Source organism: uncultured Clostridium sp. (assembly GCF_947039605.1).
Classification (GTDB): domain Bacteria; phylum Bacillota; class Clostridia; order Clostridiales; family Clostridiaceae; genus Sarcina.
Genome location: NZ_CAMQZG010000018.1, coordinates 38,545 through 54,079, shown reverse-complemented (window position 1 = coordinate 54,079; position 15,535 = coordinate 38,545). Strand labels below are relative to the sequence as shown.

Here is a 15,535-nt window from a genome sequence, read left to right as displayed (position 1 = left end):
TCCCTCTTATGCTGTAATCTTATATTCTATCAATTCATAGTGTATTTTAGCTTTTCTTAATGCTGCTATAATGTCTTTCTCATATCTTTTCTTTACGATACCTCTTGAAAAATCATTAGGTGCCACTACTGTTACCGTATTTTTTTCTTTTAAAAATTTTAAACACGCTATCCATGTTTTAAATGCTACTTCTGTTAAATTAGGTTTAATAATTTCTTTAATTTCATCAAAACAATCTTTTTTAGAAATCATTTCTTCATCAATTTTTATTTCTTGAACTCCCTTTAAATAATCTTCTGCTGCTTGTGGATTTATTTTTCCATCCTGCTTCTCTTTTAAAGCTGCAATCTTTTTATCCTCTTGCTCTTTATGGAAATCTGAAATCGAATTATATAAGGCCTCTTTTGTTTTTACCTCTTTAACCAAACATTCCTCTAAAACTTTTTCAAAATAGCTATATGATCTAGCTTTTTTAGTTTTACAATAATCTATTAATACTTCTAAAAATTCTTCATCTTGCTTTTCTATAACTTCTAAAAATTTGATTTTAGGTGTTGTTTTCAAAATACAAATACTAGATTCAAATAAATTTATAAAACTATTTTCTTTATTTTCTAAAGTAAAAGGCTTGCCCTTACTATTACTAATAGTAATCTCTGTAGTAGTCTCTGTAGTAGTCTCTGGTATTGCTTCTGCCAAATTGGCGGAACCATTCTGCCAATTTGGTGGAAGCATTCTGCCAATTTGGCAGATACTTTGACCATCCTGCCAATTTGGTGGAATGGGTATATTTTTATCCATTTCATCTTTATTTTCTTTTTTTGCTAAAGCACCTTTTTTACCAAATTCACTTCTTTTTTTAGATAAATTCTTCTTTTTATCCAGTCTCAATTCTGCAACTTCTAACAATTTTTCATAATTCAATGAATACCACTTAGTTTTATCCCCAGCCATTTTATTAAAAGTTGCTGTAATTAATAGTCCATCTTTTTCTAACCCTTGAAATGTTCTCTCTAAAGTCCTTAAACTTAAAAATTCAAAATCATTTTCTTGCCAATCTTTCAAACTATTAAAGGTCCAATAACGGCCATCTTTAAAATTTGTCTTATTTCTTTTGTTTATATCCAACCAATAATGTATTTGTTGAAAAACAACTGCTTCTTTAAGCCCTAAAACAGCCGCTAACTTTTTATTAATAGTGATTGGTTGTTCATTAAATAATAATTCCTCAAGTTTCATAATTCAAAATTCCCCTTTACCATATCAACTTCCATATTTTCACATTGATAATTTTCTGAAAATAACTTATAATTTAGAAATAATACTTAAAAATAAATTAACGTTAGTTGATTTTTTAATACTAATTAAAAGTAATACACGTCCTAATGTTTATTAACTTTTAATTCTAAAACTTGAATGTATGTAGGTGTAATTCCTAGTTCCTTGCATACACTCATATATTTTCTAAAAATTTTTAAATCCACAAATCTCACCCCTAAATATATTTATTTAGGTCATTTCCTAAGATGCAGTTTCCCACCCTACAATTGAGTTTGGATCTACTTCTAGTGCTACACAAATTCTGATTAATACGTCAATTGTTGGATAATATTTATCATTTTCAAGTTCTGATATATAATTTCTACTTACCTGTGCTAACTCACCTAATTGCTTTTGTGTGAGTTTTTTTTGTGTTCTAAATTTCTTTATCTTTAGTTCATACATAATATAACCTCCTGTACTTTCTATCCCTAGTTTAGCAACAGTCTGTTATATTTCTGTGTTAACTATTTTTCATTATTATCTACCCAATTTAAAAAGCTATGTCTAGGTATTCTGATACATTTCCCCATCCTTATAACTCTAAACCTTTCTTGTTTAAATAGTTCATAAGCATGTGCTCTACTAATTCCTAAATATGCAGCAACCTCATTTACAGTTAATATTTCCTTTAAATCTTCTCTTCTCATTTGATTACCTCCCTAAAGTTATTCTTATAAGTCATATAGTGGTATTTAATTTGCATAATTATCGAATAGATTATAAAATTAAATTATTGCTTTCCACAAAGCACACTATAAGTGTGGATTATTTGCAAAAAAAATTTTATCAATATCTGCATTCGGGAATGTTTTTTTAAATTTATTTAAAAAATTATAACTAGGTCTTCTTTCACCAGTCTCTATTTTGGAATAAAAAGAATAGGTTATTCCTAATTTTCTTGCTATTTCTTTTTGTGAAGAACCTAAATCATTTCTAAAATCAATTAAATTCATAATCAAAATAATTTCACTCCTTTCAAACTTTGCACACTATTAGTGTGACTCTGTATTTAGAATAACACACCACTATTAGTGTGGTCAATGTTTTTTTGAAATTTTTTTGTGTGAATTTAAAAAACACACCCACAATTTGTGGTAATATAAAGATATATCAATATTGGAGGTGCTAATTTGTTTGATAAGATTATAAAAAATCTTAGAGAAAGTAAATCTCTTAGCCAAAAAGAATTAGGTGATATTTTCAAAATAAGTGCTAGTACTATTGGAATGTGGGAACAAAACAGGAGAAACCCTGATAAAGACATGCTGGTTAAAATAGCTGATTACTTTGATGTTACTGTAGATTATCTTCTTGGCCGAACATCTAATAAAGACTCTAACGTATATACTACATTATTAGATAATCACACATATACAATAGAAGTCGCTAAAGGTTTAAAGCAAGAAATAACTCAAGATGAATTAAATGAACTTGTAAAAAAATTAAAAACTGTAGGTTTTGATATTAATAAACTGTTAGAAAAAGAAAATGATAGCAAATAAAAATAGCTATAGATACGTAATGATCTATAGCTATTTTTATTTATTATCTAAAGTTCTTTGATATATGTAATTTGCTTTTTTAAGACCTATTTTATCAAGCATATGACTAATATCCCCCAAACCCAATAAAGTTATTGAATCAACTTCTCGTGCATATTGTCTTGCATTAGCATTAAATAAACCTGTATTAAGAACTATTGCTTCATCAGCTTTATTTTGAACCATTGCTCCTATAAGTTTTTGACAAATCTCTCTTCCAACCTGTTGTGTTATAAACTTTTTACATTCTACTATAATATGTTTATCTAATATAATATCTTTTCCACCATCATATTGATATTGAGTAAGTTCAACCTCATAACCTAACTCCTTAAATAATAACGAACAAAATATTTCAAACTGTCTTGGATTTAAATTAAACTTAATACCCTTCGAAATATCATATATGCTCCTATTATCATAATTTAAAGTACTCTTTTTCTCTTCAGTCTTTCTAAGTGAGTTGTGCACATTATTTCTTCTTTCATTAGTTCTTGTTTGCTCATATTTACTACACTGTTTTATATCTCTAATTGCCAATAAAAAAATAATACCACTAAATATTATGACACCTATTATAAAATACATTTTTTCACCTCAAGTTATATTTTGGTCGAAAAAATAACTTTATATTCAAAAAGACATATTTAATCTGAATTTTTGATTAAATATGCCTTTTAATTTAATTACTCTCTGGAAAACAAAAAATATAAGCTAGTTACTGTAAGAATTTGAAGCATTATAGCTGTTGCTATAAGATAAAATTCTATGTACCCTATAATTGCACAACTAATGGTATCACCTAAAAACTTTATCGAAATAGCTATAAATAATATCATAATTAGATAAACCAAACTAAACACACTTCGAATCATTAATAACTTATAATAACTTATATAGTAATTCATTCGGTCTTTTCGATCTGTTTGTTCTTTCTTTGCTAATGATATATTATCACTAGCTGATGTTGCTAAAATCGTTAACGATGCAACACCAAATGCAACTAATAGTGAACTTATAGTTATAATAGCATCATTAAACTCTGATAGATTATCTATTACATCTACTTTTTTTGTAATAAAAAAACAACCTAAACTTAATATTAGAGGTATTATAAATATTTCACACAATTCTTTTTTATTAGCTGACTTTAAAAAATTTTGGAAAATTATTAATATTTTTTTAAACACATAATCACTCCTCTGCTTCATCAAGTGCTATACATATATCTGGGTTATAATTCTCTATCACTTCAGCAAGTAGTTCTATTAAAATATTTTGTATATCTTCACTATCTACTAAACCATCAATATCTTCTTTAACCTCTATATACTTATTATACTTAATTTTTTCCGTATCAATACTTATAGGTGAACCATCCTTAGTTCCTGATATAACTATTTTAGTGACTTTATCTTTATTCATATTTTTTATATATTTAGTTACCTCTTTCTTAAAACATTTATTATATATTATAGGCTTATAAATTAACTCAACGGAATCTTTAAATATAGTCTCATTTCCAAATTTAACATCCTCATCTAAATTAATGAAATTTTTACCTATATTAAATTTAAATAAAGATATTTTATTTAAAGATTGTAATTCATCTAAAAATTTAGTGCAAGGTAAATGATTTATTTTCAGTTCAAAGTTTAATAATCTATCACGCAGTTCAAGTTCACCTTCTAATTTATAATTTTCTTTGATAAAAGCTTTATATGATCTATTAAATTCATATTCTAACATACTTTTTGATACTGCACCCATTATATTTTCCCAAGCTATTATTGCTATATTGCAATCTCTTAAATTCGTGTGAATATAATGTTGATTATCTAAATCGCCCTGGTTCTTAGCCTTTTTAAAAGCCCGTACAAAATCAGTATCTACAACCTGTGTTGCTTTATTGTATTTTATATAATTCATTTTTATAAACTGACTATTAGCAATTTTATTTTCTTCACTATCCGTTTCAATATTTTTAATTAATTCAATTAAAAAAGCTATATGTCTTCCTTTAAATTCTCGTTTATTTGAAAGTTCCTTATTATAATGATAGTCAAAAATATCTTTTATTATAACAAACTCTGAAAATTCTCTTACTTCAAAGTCATCATCATGATCTGTTTTATTTTTTGCTACTAACTTAACCTCTAACATTTCTATTTTTCTTTTCATTATGTCCCCCTGTTCGCATCTAAATACTTTTTAAATACAATAAATTTCATTAAAATATTTTTTTAGCAACCACCATAAATATTTTTGCCAATTAGTGATTCCCTTTATTTTACTCTATCTCATTCTAATTTTACATATTTTGTATCATTATTAATAAATTGTTAAATTCTACAAGACATAATACACCATGTCATTTTATAACATTGCACAATAACATATGAACTAAATTTAATATGTTATTTATACCTATATAATCCAAATATAGACTAAGTCTACTTTAAAGAACTTTGTCGGTATATCGACACCTTAACAAACTGTAAATCCACTTGTTTATTAGTATTATCAGTTATAATATGAATTTAGGAGCTCCAAATACATTTTATTTTAAGGGGGAAATTTTGAATATTAATGATATTTTAAAAAGAATAATAATTGTATTTGAAGATGATAAAATAGTTTATAAAAATAATACTTTAACAAGAGAGGAAAAACAAAATGATACAAATAACAAGTATATTCGTAAGAAAAAAGCACAGTAAATATTGCGTTATATGCAATTATAGAGACCCTATTGATAAAAAACTAAAGCAAAAACAATTAGCCTCTTTTGATAAGCAAAAAGATGCAAAAGTTCGCTTAGTAGAGGAAAAGAACAAATTAAATAAAAAACTCTTTATACTTCCAACTAAGCTAGATACTTATGATTATTTAATGAGCTGGAATGAGTTAAGAAAAAATAATTTAGAAATTAGAACATTTGTCTATTATCAAGATATGATAAATACTAGAATAAAAAATTTCTTTGCAGGTATTACATTAAATAACCTAAATTCCATGCATATAGAAGCCTTTTATTCAACTTTAGCTAATGATCTAAGTAAAAATGGAGTAGTTAAATATCATAGGCTTTTAAATAAAGCTTTAAATGATGCTAAGCGAAAACGATTTATAGATTTTAATCCAATAGATTATATAGATCCACCTAAATTCAAAAAAACTAATACAGCCAATTTTTTGACTGAATCTGAGGCTAAAGAGCTTTTAGAAATTTCTAAAGAAACAAGATATGAAGTTCCAATTCACTTAGCAATACTTTTAGGTTTGCGTTCTGGTGAAGTCTTAGGTTTATCATGGGATAAAGTGAATTTTGAAAAAGGAACTCTTATTATTGACCAAGTTACATTTAGAGATAGACTTAATAACACAGTGGGGTTTAAAGAGCCTAAAACACATTCTAGTCTTAGAACTATAAATATACCTAAAGTGTTATTAAATCGTTTAGAATACTGTTATAGCGAGTTTAAACTATTAAAATATGATGGTATCCCTAATAGATTTGATTTAGTGTTTTGTAAAATGGATGGTGAACCTCTTAGCTCAGAAAGTTTCTCAAAACTTTTTGCAGCATTTTTAGAAAGAAATGATTTTAAACATCTTAGATTTCATGACCTTCGCCATACTAATGCAAGTTTACATTTAAAAGCTGGTACTTCATTAAAGGTTACAAGTAAAAATTTAGGGCATAGTACAATAAGTATAACCGCAGACCTTTATACTCATGTATTATCTGAACTAGAAGTTGAAGCTGCTAATAACATAGATAAAATGTTTAGTTAAATTTTACTTAGGTCATTTTTAGGTCATTTAAATATGTTTTATAATAAAATATACTATATCCTTGCAAAGACTAATATACCATTAATGTTAGTATATAAGCACATTAACACACCTTGGAATATTATGGTAAACACACTGGGTTTCGCTCAAAATCTGACGAGAAATCGTGTGGGTTCGAATCCCATTTTCGGTACCAAATAAAAAAAGAGTGCTTCAGAATTTATTCTGAGGCACTCTTTTTTTATTTAAATTTACTATTTCTTTTTAATTTTTTCGCTTATCTTACTATAATAATCCATAACTTGCTTTAATGTTTTTACAACTTCAAATTGATTATCACCAATCGTTGTCTCTCCCGTTAGCATAAATCCACTTACATTTTTTCTTATCATATTATATATATCAGAAAGTTCACTAATATGTGGTTTTGTACCTTTTTTCTTCATTGAATTTAATACATGCGTTGCTACTATCACTTCTTTTTGTTGTTTATTAAGAGTACTAACTATTTTTTCTTGAATAATTGGAAGTGCTAAAAGATCACTTTCTGGTACTAAATCACCTCTTGCAATAACTACACCATCTAGTGCCTTAGCTATTACTGAAATATTTTTAACACCTTCTTTAGTTTCTATTTTCGCAAAAAGTCTTGGTATTTTATCTCCTCTTCTAAGTGTATCAAAAACTTGTTTCTTGAATTTTTCACAATCTGATTCTGATGAACAGTATGAATAGCATAAAATATCAACCTTTTCATTTAACGCAAACTGAATATCTTTTTTATCTTTTTCTGTTAAATCTAGATGTTCTCTTTGCAATCCTGGAAGATTACACCCTTTTTCTGCTCTTACCATTCCCCCTATCTTAGTTATAGTTTTTATAATTCCATCACGATTTTCTAAAACATTAAATTGCATTATCCCATCTTTCATATACACTTTTGTTAGCTGTACTGACCTAATTTGTTCGCTAGATATATTAAGAGGTATTATCTTTTCATTCCCAGAATGAGATTCAACTAAACTCTCATAATCATCCTGAGAACAAAAATAAGTTACTAAACCTTTATCAGCAAAAAATTCTTTTTTAAGCTTATGAGAAACTCTTACTTTGTGACCTTGTAAATCCATAAGTATTTTTACATCATGATAATTTCGCCTTATGTATCCTATAACCTTATCTATATCATCATATTTCCCATGTGATAAGTTTATCCTTATTGTATCAGCGCCGCCCTTTACTATAGCGTCTATAATGTTATTTTCGCAAGATCTTGGCCCAATTGTTGCTATTAAATACATATAATCTCCTATTAAACTTATTTACTCTTAAGATATATTAACAAATATGTAAAAATATTACTTTTTATTAATATTTATCTTATTACTTGAATAGAATTTATATATCACTAGTTATACATAATAATTAGATAAGTAAATTCAAGGAGTTTTTTATGAAAAAATTTATTCTATTCTCTATTCTATCTATAAGCTTAAACTTTATTTCATGTTCAACGATTGAATATTCAAGTAACAAAAACAAACCAAGTGAATCTCATTATTCTGAAAGTTTAAAAGAACTAATTACAACTGATATCACAGAAATAAAACTTATCGAAAATAAATTTTACAAAGAAGTTATTTTAGATAAAAATTCTACTAAACTTATTTCAGATATGGTAAATGAACTTGATTTAAAATCTATAACCTTACCACTTAGTTCTGATATCGAATGTTTATTTAAACTTCATATAAAGAATAATACCCAAAAGTATGTTATAGACGTATATGGAAATGATATAATATCTATATATCCATGGGATGGGGTATATGAAAAAGACTTTTTAGATATAAGTTCACTTCCACTCTCTTTAAAAGCAGAGTCTATTTGTAATTTTATATTAAAAAATTAATTTTCAAATTTATTTATATTAATGGAGGTTTTTATGAGTGTTAGATTTGCTACGTTAACTGACTTGAATATTTGTACTCAATTAGATTTGCATAATGATGAAAAATTTATCAAAAGAAAAATAGAAGAAAAGGAAGTTATTGTATTTGAAGATACTATTTCATCTACAGTTGTTGCTTGTCTTAAGTTTGAATATTTATGGACACATATGCCTTTTATAGGATATATAGTTGTTGATGAAAATTATCGAAATAAAGGTGTTGCAAGAAACTTATTAAGTTTTACTCAAAAACATTTAAAAGATAAGGGACATAACTTTTTACTTAGCTCAACAATGAGCAATGCCATAACCTCACAAGGTTGGCATATGAAAATGGGCTTTGAAGAGTGTGGTCACATTTCAGCTATTAATAATGGTATTGGTGAACTTTTCTATATAAAAAAATTTTAAGAGAGCTAGATTTCTAGCTCTCTTAATTTTTTTATAATAATGGAGCAAATACTCTTAGTATTGATCTCACTATTTTATTTGATGCTTTTATTTTTTTACAATCATCTAATGTAAATCTTTGTGAAATTCCCATAGTATTTATAAAATCTTCTTTTATTTGACCAACTGACTTTGTTTTATATAGGAATACTCCACATTCAAAATGCAAATATAAACTTCTGTAGTCCATATTTATAGTACCTACAATTCCTATATCATCATCTGATACAAATGTTTTTGAATGAATAAATCCATTCGTATACTCATAGATCTTAACTCCAGATTCTATAAGATACGCATAATATGCTCTTGTAACAATATGAGCATACCATTTATCTCTTATATGTGGTGTTATAATCCTTACATCAACTCCACTTTTAGCCGCAAGTATTAGTGCTGTTACAAGCTCATTATCAATTATTAAATAAGGTGTTGTTATATATACATAATCTTTTGCTTTATTTATAACATTTAAGTATACATTTTCTCCAACAGTTTCGCCATCTAAAGGGCTATCTCCATAAGGTTGAACATATCCATCTGATTCAAATTTTTTATTAATATTTGGTATTGGTTTAAATTGCTCATAATTTTCCTCATTTGGATTATCAAAATTCCAAGCCTGTAAAAACATTAATGTTAAACTCCAAACAGCATCACCTTCTAGATATATTGCAGAGTCTTTCCAATGTCCAAATTTAACTATTTTATTTATATATTCATCAGCTAAATTTATTCCACCGGTAAATCCAATATACCCATCTATTACAGCTATCTTTCTATGGTCTCTATTATTCATTCTAAGAGATAGCAATGGTAGGAATGGGTTAAACACTACACACTTTATTCCTTTCTCCCTTAGCACATCCTCATACTTATACGGTAGTGTCCTAAGGCAGCCCATATCATCATACATTACTCTTACTTCTACACCAACTTTAACTTTTTCTTCTAAAATTTTCAAGATTTCATCCCACATATACCCTTCTGTTATTATAAAATATTCTAAAAAAATATATTTTTTTGCTTTTTTAAGTTCTTTTATAAAACATTCAAAAAAGTCTTCTCCTGGCGAAAGATATTCTGTTAGTGTATTTTCATAGGGCGGATATTTAGCAAATTCATCTATATATCTCATCTGATTCGCAACTTGCTTATCTTCTATAGCTATACTATCTATCATTCCTTTACCTTCTGGAATTAAACTTTCATGTTTTTTATATGCAAGTTCTATTTTTCTTCTAAACTTTTTACTTGTCTTATTCCCACCAAAAATCAAATAAAACAATCCTCCAAATACCGGAACTAACAAAACTAATATTGTCCATGCTAACTTGTAGGACGGATTGTCATTTCTACTAACAATATATATTACAACTACAATACTTAGAGCTATAAAAAATACATATAGGTAAACAAATGATTCACTTAGTTCCCATATTGCATATAAAAGTGTAACTAATTGTAGTAAAATCAAAAAGCCAACAATTACCATACGACTAAATAAAAATTTCAGTATTTTATTCATATTTACTCCTTAAATTGAATTTCAAAATATAAATATTTTATTTTGAATTATTTTTTTCTAATAACTCAAGCAATTCAAATACTCTCTTTTTATATAAAGAATGTATCTTATATGGTGCTATTTGAGCTAATGGTTTAAGTACAAACTCTCTTTGATGCATTCTAGGATGTGGCAATACAACCTCTTCGTCTTCTGTAACTAAATCATTATAAAAAATAATATCTAAATCTAAAGTTCTTGGTCCCCATTTTATAATTCTTTCTCTATTTAAGTCTTTTTCAACTTCTAATAAAAATTTCATTAATGCTTTTGGTGATAATAAAGTTCTTATTCTACATGCTCCATTTAAAAAGTCATCTTGATCTTCATACCCCCACGGCTTTGTAACTATAATATCTGAAACTTTTAAAATTTTAGTGTATTTTGAATTTCTTATTATATCTAAACCTTTATCTATATTCTCACCTTTATCTCCCATATTAGATCCAAATGATAAATAGACATCATTCCAAGCTCTTTCAATTTCCACATAAAGAGTATCAAGTGTTCTGTGTACAGGTGCCCAAGGTTTCTTTACTCTTATCTTTACCGATTCTACAAGTTCATATTCTAATAATATAAACTCTGTCATTTTTTCTGCTACTGTCTCTATTAAATCATAACTATTCTTTTTAAATTCAACTTCTAATTTATGAGCAAGTTCTCCGTAGTGAACTGATTTTGTTAAATCACCTGTTTTTGCCGCTTCCTCTGTTGTTAAGTTTAAAATTATATCTAATACAAATTTTTGTCCCAGTGTTTTTTCCTCTGCAAATACTCCATGATTTCCAAAGACTTCAAAATCTTTTATAACTATTTTATCCATCAAATACTATTACCTCCTAATCATTGCATCACTCATTAGTGCTGCTCTTTTATTTTCTTTAACATCATGAACCCTTACAAATTCAATTCCTTTATTAATTCCAAGTACAGTTGTAGCTAAAGTTCCCTCTAATCTTTCCTCTACTGGTAAATCTAGTGTTAATCCAATCATAGATTTTCTTGATGTTCCAAGTAATATTGGATACTTTAATTCTTTAAGTTCTTCTAGTCTATACATAACTTCTAGATTATTATCTAAAGTTTTTGCAAACCCTATACCTGGATCAATCATTATATTATCTTTTTTGACACCAGCTTTAATTGCTATATCAATACTCTCATTTAAATCTTTTTTCATAACATCGATTATATCTTCTATATAATTACTATTTTCTCTATTATGCATAAGACAGCATGGTACATTATATTTTGCAGCAACTTTACTTATATAATCACATTTTTTGAATCCATAAACATCATTTATAAGATTCGCACCTGCTTTTATAGCCTCTTGTGCAACTATTCCTTTATACGTATCTATAGATATTGGAATGTCATACTTTTCTCTTATCGCTTTTATTATAGGAATAACTCTATCTAGCTCATCATCAATGCTAACTACTGCATGTCCTGGTCTAGTAGACTCTCCCCCTATATCTATAATGTCAGCTCCCTCTAATATCATTTTTTCCACTTGTATTAGTGCTGCCTTTATATCATTAAAATTTCCTCCATCTGAAAAAGAATCTGGTGTTATATTTAGTATACCCATTATGTAAGTTCTTTTTCCTATCTCAAAATTCTTATTACCTATTAACATAAAACCCTCCTATAAAGAAATCATTCTATACACTTCTGCTTTCAATGCTTCATTTGTTTTAAAGCACCCTCTATAACTACTTGTGACTGTCTTTGTTCCTGGCTTTTTAACCCCTCTCATAGTCATACACATATGCTCACCCTCAACAATTACCATTACACCTTTTGCATCTAGATACTTCATTATGTCATTTGCAATTTCTGATGTTAATCTTTCTTGTATCTGTGGTTTTCTTGAAAAAACATCTACAGCTCTAGCAAGTTTTGAAAGCCCTGCAACTTTTCCATTTGGAATATATGCAATATGAACCTTTCCATAAAATGGAGCTAAATGATGCTCGCACATAGAAAAGTATGTTATATCTTTTTCTAAAACTAAATCATTACTCTCAACAGTAAATGTCTTACTTAAAAATTCACCCGCATCTTTATTTATACCCTCAAATATTTCTTCATACATTCTAGCAACTCTATCTGGAGTTTCTAATAGTCCCTCTCTTGTTATATCCTCACCAATGCCTTGTAATATAAGTTTTACACCCTCTAATATTTTTTCTCTATCCAATCTTATATATCCTCCAATACCTTTAAATAATCTTCTCTTATTTTCTTTGTTATCATATTCTCTACATATGATTTATTATTTACTTTATATACGCTCATAATTCCAACTAAAGAATTAGTTATAAATACTTCTTGTGCACTTAATAAATCATCTAACTTAAACTCACCTTCGACTACCTTATAACTTTTTATAATCCAATTCCTAATTATACCATTTAATAACCCACATGAAATTACTGGAGTAAAAATTTTTTTATCTTTAACAAAAAATATATTACTTGTACTACATTCACTCACCATATTTTTTTCATTCAAAAACATAGCATCATTATATCCATCTAAAAGTGCTTTTTCTCTTTCTATTAAATTTTCCATATATGCGGTAGATTTTATATATGGAAATATGGATGTGGTATTTCTTTGAACTCTGCTTACTAATAAATTAAAACCTTTTTGATAATCTTTGTCATTATACATAATTTCTCTAGTGGTAGCAATAATATTCTTTTCACTGACAACTAGTTTTAATGCACAAAAAGATAACTGATTTGTAAATATAAAATTCTCTATAGCATCCATATCTATATTTTGATTAACACCTATCCTTATTAAGGCTTTATTAAGTCTATCTATATGCTCTCTTAAAAAAACAGCCTTTTCCCTAATTAAAATTGTTTCAAATATAGCCTTTGAAAAAAAATAACCTGAATCAGTAATTATTTTATTATTTTCTTTTATATAAGTTATCTTCATAACACCCTCATTAAAGCTTTTGCTTTATCTAAAGTCTCTTTATATTCACTTTTAGGGTCAGATTCTATAGTTATTCCTCCACCAACACCAAATGAAGCTTTGTTTCCTTTTTTTAATATAGTTCTAATTACAATATTAAAATCACAATTTCCTCTCAAATCAAAATATCCTATTGCCCCTGTATATAATCCTCTTCTAGTACGCTCTAATTCATCTATAATTTCTATAGTTCTATACTTTGGTGTTCCTGTTATAGAACCCCCTGGGAAGCAAGCTTTCATAGCTGCAATAGTACTTTTTTCTTTTTCAAGCTTTCCTTCTATTGTTGAAACTAAATGGAATACTGTTGGATACTCTTCTAACTTAAATAATTCTGTAACTTTAACACTAAAAGGCTCACATACCTTACTTAAATCATTTCTCTCTAAATCAACTACCATTAATAATTCTGATTTATCTTTCTCACTGCTAAGTAATATCTCTTTATTCTTCTCATCTTCTATAGAAGTTAAACCTCTTGGCATTGTCCCTTTTATCGGTCTAGTTTCTATTTTATTATCAATAATATTAAAGAACCGCTCTGGTGATGATGATATTATTTCAAAATCATCTATATTTAAATATGCTGAAAATGGCGCAGGGTTTATCTCTCTAAGCTTTGAATATACATCAAAAGAATTTTCAGTATTTATACATTCAAACTGATGCGTCATATTCATTATATAAGTATGACCCTCTTCTATATATCCCTTTACCATATCAACAGCATTCATATATTCATCTTCTGTAAATTTAGAATTAAATTTAGTGAAATCTTCATTATAAGAATATGCATCCCTCTTCACATAAGACTTTTCAAATTCAACTATTTTATTTTTTATTAAATTAATTGTGTTATCTGAATTTTCTTTAACACCTAATGATGTAATATATTTTTTATTTTTTTCTAAATCAAAGATAATTACATTTTCAAAAAAAAGAAAATATAAATCATCTATTCCAAGTTCATCTTTATGTTTACTCTCTATTTTTTCTAGTTTAAAACTCATATCATATGATAAAAAACCCATAGCTCCTGCTAAAAATGGTATTTCACTTTCATATTCTAATTTATATTCATTTAAAATATTTTCTAATATAACAAGTGGATTTCCCATCACGACCTCATCATTTATAAAACTAACTCCATCTTTTGACCTAAATTTCAAAAATTTATTTAATCCAATAAATGAATACCTCGAATACTTACTATCTTTTTTTGCACTATCAAATAATATAGTATCTTTTTCATCTTTCCATATCTCATATATCTGATTTGCATCTAAATTACTTTTAAATTCATTAATCTTAAAATCCATCTAATCACACCTCTTAATAAAATTTCTAAGCATATCATGACCAAATTCAGTTAAAAGAGCTTCAGGATGAAATTGAACACCCTCAACATCATATTTTTTATGTCTAACTCCCATTATTACACCATCTAATGTTTTAGCTGTAATATCTAAACAACTAGGTAGGTCTTTTTCACTCACTATCAAAGAATGATATCTTGTTACTTTAAACTTATTAGGTAAATCTTTAAAAACCCCTTTACCATCATTTTCAATGTATTCAACCTTTCCATGTATAGGTCTTGTACCTTTAATTATATCTGCACCAAAAACCTCACCTATACATTGATGTCCAAGACATATCCCAAGAATAGGTATTCTCCCTTTAAAACCATTTATTATTTCTAAACAATTCACACTTTCCTTTGGAGATTTAGGACCTGGTGAAATTATAATTCCTTTTGGATTCATAACTTCTATCTGTTCTTTACTTACTTCATCTCTATTCATAATCATAACTTCTTCGCCAATTTCTTTGAAATACATAATCAAATTATGGACAAAAGAATCATAATTATCTATCATTAAAAACATATTTTTATATCTCCTT

At 27.1% G+C, this 15,535-nt stretch carries 20 protein-coding genes; 5 read left to right on the top strand and 15 right to left on the bottom strand.

Translation table 11 applies throughout. The annotated features are described in order from the left end of the window. Positions 1-6 precede the first annotated feature (6 nt). The 4 genes from Q0V24_RS08605 to Q0V24_RS08590 form a co-directional block, all read right to left on the bottom strand. Entirely contained in the window at positions 7-1,239 is a 1,233-nt protein-coding gene (locus Q0V24_RS08605; protein ID WP_297520458.1) for a DnaA N-terminal domain-containing protein, read from the bottom strand. 282 nt (positions 1,240-1,521) lie between these two features. Further along, positions 1,522-1,725, bottom strand: coding sequence for a helix-turn-helix transcriptional regulator (locus Q0V24_RS08600; RefSeq protein WP_297520457.1), 204 nt, complete (start codon positions 1,723-1,725; stop codon positions 1,522-1,524). Positions 1,726-1,787: 62 nt separating this feature from the next. Beyond that, positions 1,788-1,970: a helix-turn-helix domain-containing protein gene (locus Q0V24_RS08595; protein WP_297520455.1), complete on the bottom strand. Its 183-nt coding sequence runs from the start codon at positions 1,968-1,970 to the stop codon at positions 1,788-1,790. Between the two features lie 105 nt (positions 1,971-2,075). After that, positions 2,076-2,276 (bottom strand): helix-turn-helix transcriptional regulator, encoded by a 201-nt coding sequence (locus Q0V24_RS08590; protein ID WP_297520453.1) that lies wholly within the window; start codon positions 2,274-2,276, stop codon positions 2,076-2,078. Positions 2,277-2,453: 177 nt separating this feature from the next. On the opposite strand from Q0V24_RS08590, the gene Q0V24_RS08585 reads away from it, so the two are divergent. After that, positions 2,454-2,825 (top strand): helix-turn-helix domain-containing protein, encoded by a 372-nt coding sequence (locus Q0V24_RS08585; protein ID WP_297520451.1) that lies wholly within the window; start codon positions 2,454-2,456, stop codon positions 2,823-2,825. A gap of 36 nt (positions 2,826-2,861) precedes the next feature. On the opposite strand, the gene Q0V24_RS08580 is transcribed toward Q0V24_RS08585, so the two are convergent. The 3 genes from Q0V24_RS08580 to Q0V24_RS08570 all read right to left on the bottom strand — a co-directional run bounded on the left by Q0V24_RS08580 (position 2,862) and on the right by Q0V24_RS08570 (position 5,045). Next, positions 2,862-3,452 carry a restriction endonuclease gene (locus Q0V24_RS08580; RefSeq protein ID WP_297520448.1) on the bottom strand — a complete coding sequence of 197 codons (591 nt, stop codon included), beginning with the start codon at positions 3,450-3,452 and terminating at the stop codon, positions 2,862-2,864. A gap of 98 nt (positions 3,453-3,550) precedes the next feature. After that, positions 3,551-4,054: a hypothetical protein gene (locus Q0V24_RS08575; protein ID WP_297520446.1), complete on the bottom strand. Its 504-nt coding sequence runs from the start codon at positions 4,052-4,054 to the stop codon at positions 3,551-3,553. Between the two features lie 4 nt (positions 4,055-4,058). After that, positions 4,059-5,045: a hypothetical protein gene (locus tag Q0V24_RS08570; RefSeq protein ID WP_297520444.1), complete on the bottom strand. Its 987-nt coding sequence runs from the start codon at positions 5,043-5,045 to the stop codon at positions 4,059-4,061. Positions 5,046-5,443: 398 nt separating this feature from the next. On the opposite strand from Q0V24_RS08570, the gene Q0V24_RS08565 reads away from it, so the two are divergent. Together Q0V24_RS08565 and Q0V24_RS08560 are read left to right on the top strand one after the other, a co-directional pair. Then, the gene (locus Q0V24_RS08565) at positions 5,444-5,584 is read left to right on the top strand and encodes a hypothetical protein (RefSeq protein ID WP_297520442.1); all 141 of its coding nucleotides are present in this window, start codon (positions 5,444-5,446) and stop codon (positions 5,582-5,584) included. Beyond that, positions 5,541-6,662, top strand: a complete 1,122-nt coding sequence (locus Q0V24_RS08560; RefSeq protein ID WP_297520441.1) for a site-specific integrase — start codon at positions 5,541-5,543, stop codon at positions 6,660-6,662. Before Q0V24_RS08565 ends, Q0V24_RS08560 begins: the two co-directional genes overlap by 44 nt. Before the next feature lie 254 nt (positions 6,663-6,916). Here the strand turns inward: Q0V24_RS08560 and Q0V24_RS08555 are convergent, their stop codons facing one another. Then, entirely contained in the window at positions 6,917-7,963 is a 1,047-nt protein-coding gene (locus Q0V24_RS08555) for a pyruvate kinase (protein ID WP_297520439.1), read from the bottom strand. 152 nt (positions 7,964-8,115) lie between these two features. Here Q0V24_RS08555 and Q0V24_RS08550 point away from each other — a divergent pair, with 152 nt between their 5' ends. Both Q0V24_RS08550 and Q0V24_RS08545 read left to right on the top strand, forming a co-directional pair. Beyond that, the gene (locus tag Q0V24_RS08550) at positions 8,116-8,574 is read left to right on the top strand and encodes a DUF4883 family protein (protein WP_297520437.1); all 459 of its coding nucleotides are present in this window, start codon (positions 8,116-8,118) and stop codon (positions 8,572-8,574) included. A 33-nt stretch (positions 8,575-8,607) separates the two neighbouring features. Then, entirely contained in the window at positions 8,608-9,024 is a 417-nt protein-coding gene (locus Q0V24_RS08545) for a GNAT family N-acetyltransferase (RefSeq protein ID WP_297520436.1), read from the top strand. Positions 9,025-9,055: 31 nt separating this feature from the next. Here Q0V24_RS08545 and cls read toward each other — a convergent pair whose 3' ends face one another. Genes cls through Q0V24_RS08510 form a run of 7 tightly spaced genes read right to left on the bottom strand, consistent with a single transcriptional unit; the run spans position 9,056 to position 15,519 of the window. After that, positions 9,056-10,591, bottom strand: coding sequence for a cardiolipin synthase (gene cls, locus Q0V24_RS08540; protein WP_297520434.1), 1,536 nt, complete (start codon positions 10,589-10,591; stop codon positions 9,056-9,058). A gap of 37 nt (positions 10,592-10,628) precedes the next feature. Next, positions 10,629-11,456 carry a 2-amino-4-hydroxy-6-hydroxymethyldihydropteridine diphosphokinase gene (folK, locus tag Q0V24_RS08535; protein WP_297520525.1) on the bottom strand — a complete coding sequence of 276 codons (828 nt, stop codon included), beginning with the start codon at positions 11,454-11,456 and terminating at the stop codon, positions 10,629-10,631. A 9-nt stretch (positions 11,457-11,465) separates the two neighbouring features. Continuing rightward, positions 11,466-12,275, bottom strand: coding sequence for a dihydropteroate synthase (gene folP, locus Q0V24_RS08530; RefSeq protein WP_297520432.1), 810 nt, complete (start codon positions 12,273-12,275; stop codon positions 11,466-11,468). 9 nt (positions 12,276-12,284) lie between these two features. Next, a complete protein-coding gene (gene folE / locus Q0V24_RS08525) occupies positions 12,285-12,839 on the bottom strand; it encodes a GTP cyclohydrolase I FolE (RefSeq protein ID WP_297520429.1) in 555 nt (184 codons plus the stop codon). A gap of 2 nt (positions 12,840-12,841) precedes the next feature. Further along, positions 12,842-13,591, bottom strand: a complete 750-nt coding sequence (locus Q0V24_RS08520) for an aminotransferase class IV (protein WP_297520427.1) — start codon at positions 13,589-13,591, stop codon at positions 12,842-12,844. Continuing rightward, a complete protein-coding gene (pabB, locus tag Q0V24_RS08515) occupies positions 13,588-14,949 on the bottom strand; it encodes an aminodeoxychorismate synthase component I (RefSeq protein ID WP_297520425.1) in 1,362 nt (453 codons plus the stop codon). Before pabB ends, Q0V24_RS08520 begins: the two co-directional genes overlap by 4 nt. Continuing rightward, positions 14,950-15,519, bottom strand: a complete 570-nt coding sequence (locus Q0V24_RS08510) for an aminodeoxychorismate/anthranilate synthase component II (protein ID WP_297520423.1) — start codon at positions 15,517-15,519, stop codon at positions 14,950-14,952. Between the last annotated feature and the right edge of the window lie 16 nt (positions 15,520-15,535).

What these genes read in the sequence shown, in the direction of transcription:
- Q0V24_RS08605 (WP_297520458.1), bottom strand. Translation starts at nt 1,239, where the DNA reads ATGAAACTTGAGGAATTATTATTTAATGAACAACCAATCACTATTAAT.
- Q0V24_RS08520 (WP_297520427.1), bottom strand. Translation starts at nt 13,591, where the DNA reads ATGAAGATAACTTATATAAAAGAAAATAATAAAATAATTACTGATTCA.
- Q0V24_RS08560 (WP_297520441.1), top strand. Translation starts at nt 5,541, where the DNA reads ATGATACAAATAACAAGTATATTCGTAAGAAAAAAGCACAGTAAATAT.
- folP (WP_297520432.1), bottom strand. Translation starts at nt 12,275, where the DNA reads ATGTTAATAGGTAATAAGAATTTTGAGATAGGAAAAAGAACTTACATA.
- Q0V24_RS08510 (WP_297520423.1), bottom strand. Translation starts at nt 15,519, where the DNA reads ATGTTTTTAATGATAGATAATTATGATTCTTTTGTCCATAATTTGATT.
- pabB (WP_297520425.1), bottom strand. Translation starts at nt 14,949, where the DNA reads ATGGATTTTAAGATTAATGAATTTAAAAGTAATTTAGATGCAAATCAG.
- Q0V24_RS08595 (WP_297520455.1), bottom strand. Translation starts at nt 1,970, where the DNA reads ATGAGAAGAGAAGATTTAAAGGAAATATTAACTGTAAATGAGGTTGCT.
- Q0V24_RS08590 (WP_297520453.1), bottom strand. Translation starts at nt 2,276, where the DNA reads ATGAATTTAATTGATTTTAGAAATGATTTAGGTTCTTCACAAAAAGAA.
- Q0V24_RS08545 (WP_297520436.1), top strand. Translation starts at nt 8,608, where the DNA reads ATGAGTGTTAGATTTGCTACGTTAACTGACTTGAATATTTGTACTCAA.
- Q0V24_RS08555 (WP_297520439.1), bottom strand. Translation starts at nt 7,963, where the DNA reads ATGTATTTAATAGCAACAATTGGGCCAAGATCTTGCGAAAATAACATT.
- Q0V24_RS08600 (WP_297520457.1), bottom strand. Translation starts at nt 1,725, where the DNA reads ATGTATGAACTAAAGATAAAGAAATTTAGAACACAAAAAAAACTCACA.
- cls (WP_297520434.1), bottom strand. Translation starts at nt 10,591, where the DNA reads ATGAATAAAATACTGAAATTTTTATTTAGTCGTATGGTAATTGTTGGC.
- Q0V24_RS08570 (WP_297520444.1), bottom strand. Translation starts at nt 5,045, where the DNA reads ATGAAAAGAAAAATAGAAATGTTAGAGGTTAAGTTAGTAGCAAAAAAT.
- folK (WP_297520525.1), bottom strand. Translation starts at nt 11,456, where the DNA reads ATGGATAAAATAGTTATAAAAGATTTTGAAGTCTTTGGAAATCATGGA.
- Q0V24_RS08580 (WP_297520448.1), bottom strand. Translation starts at nt 3,452, where the DNA reads ATGTATTTTATAATAGGTGTCATAATATTTAGTGGTATTATTTTTTTA.
- Q0V24_RS08550 (WP_297520437.1), top strand. Translation starts at nt 8,116, where the DNA reads ATGAAAAAATTTATTCTATTCTCTATTCTATCTATAAGCTTAAACTTT.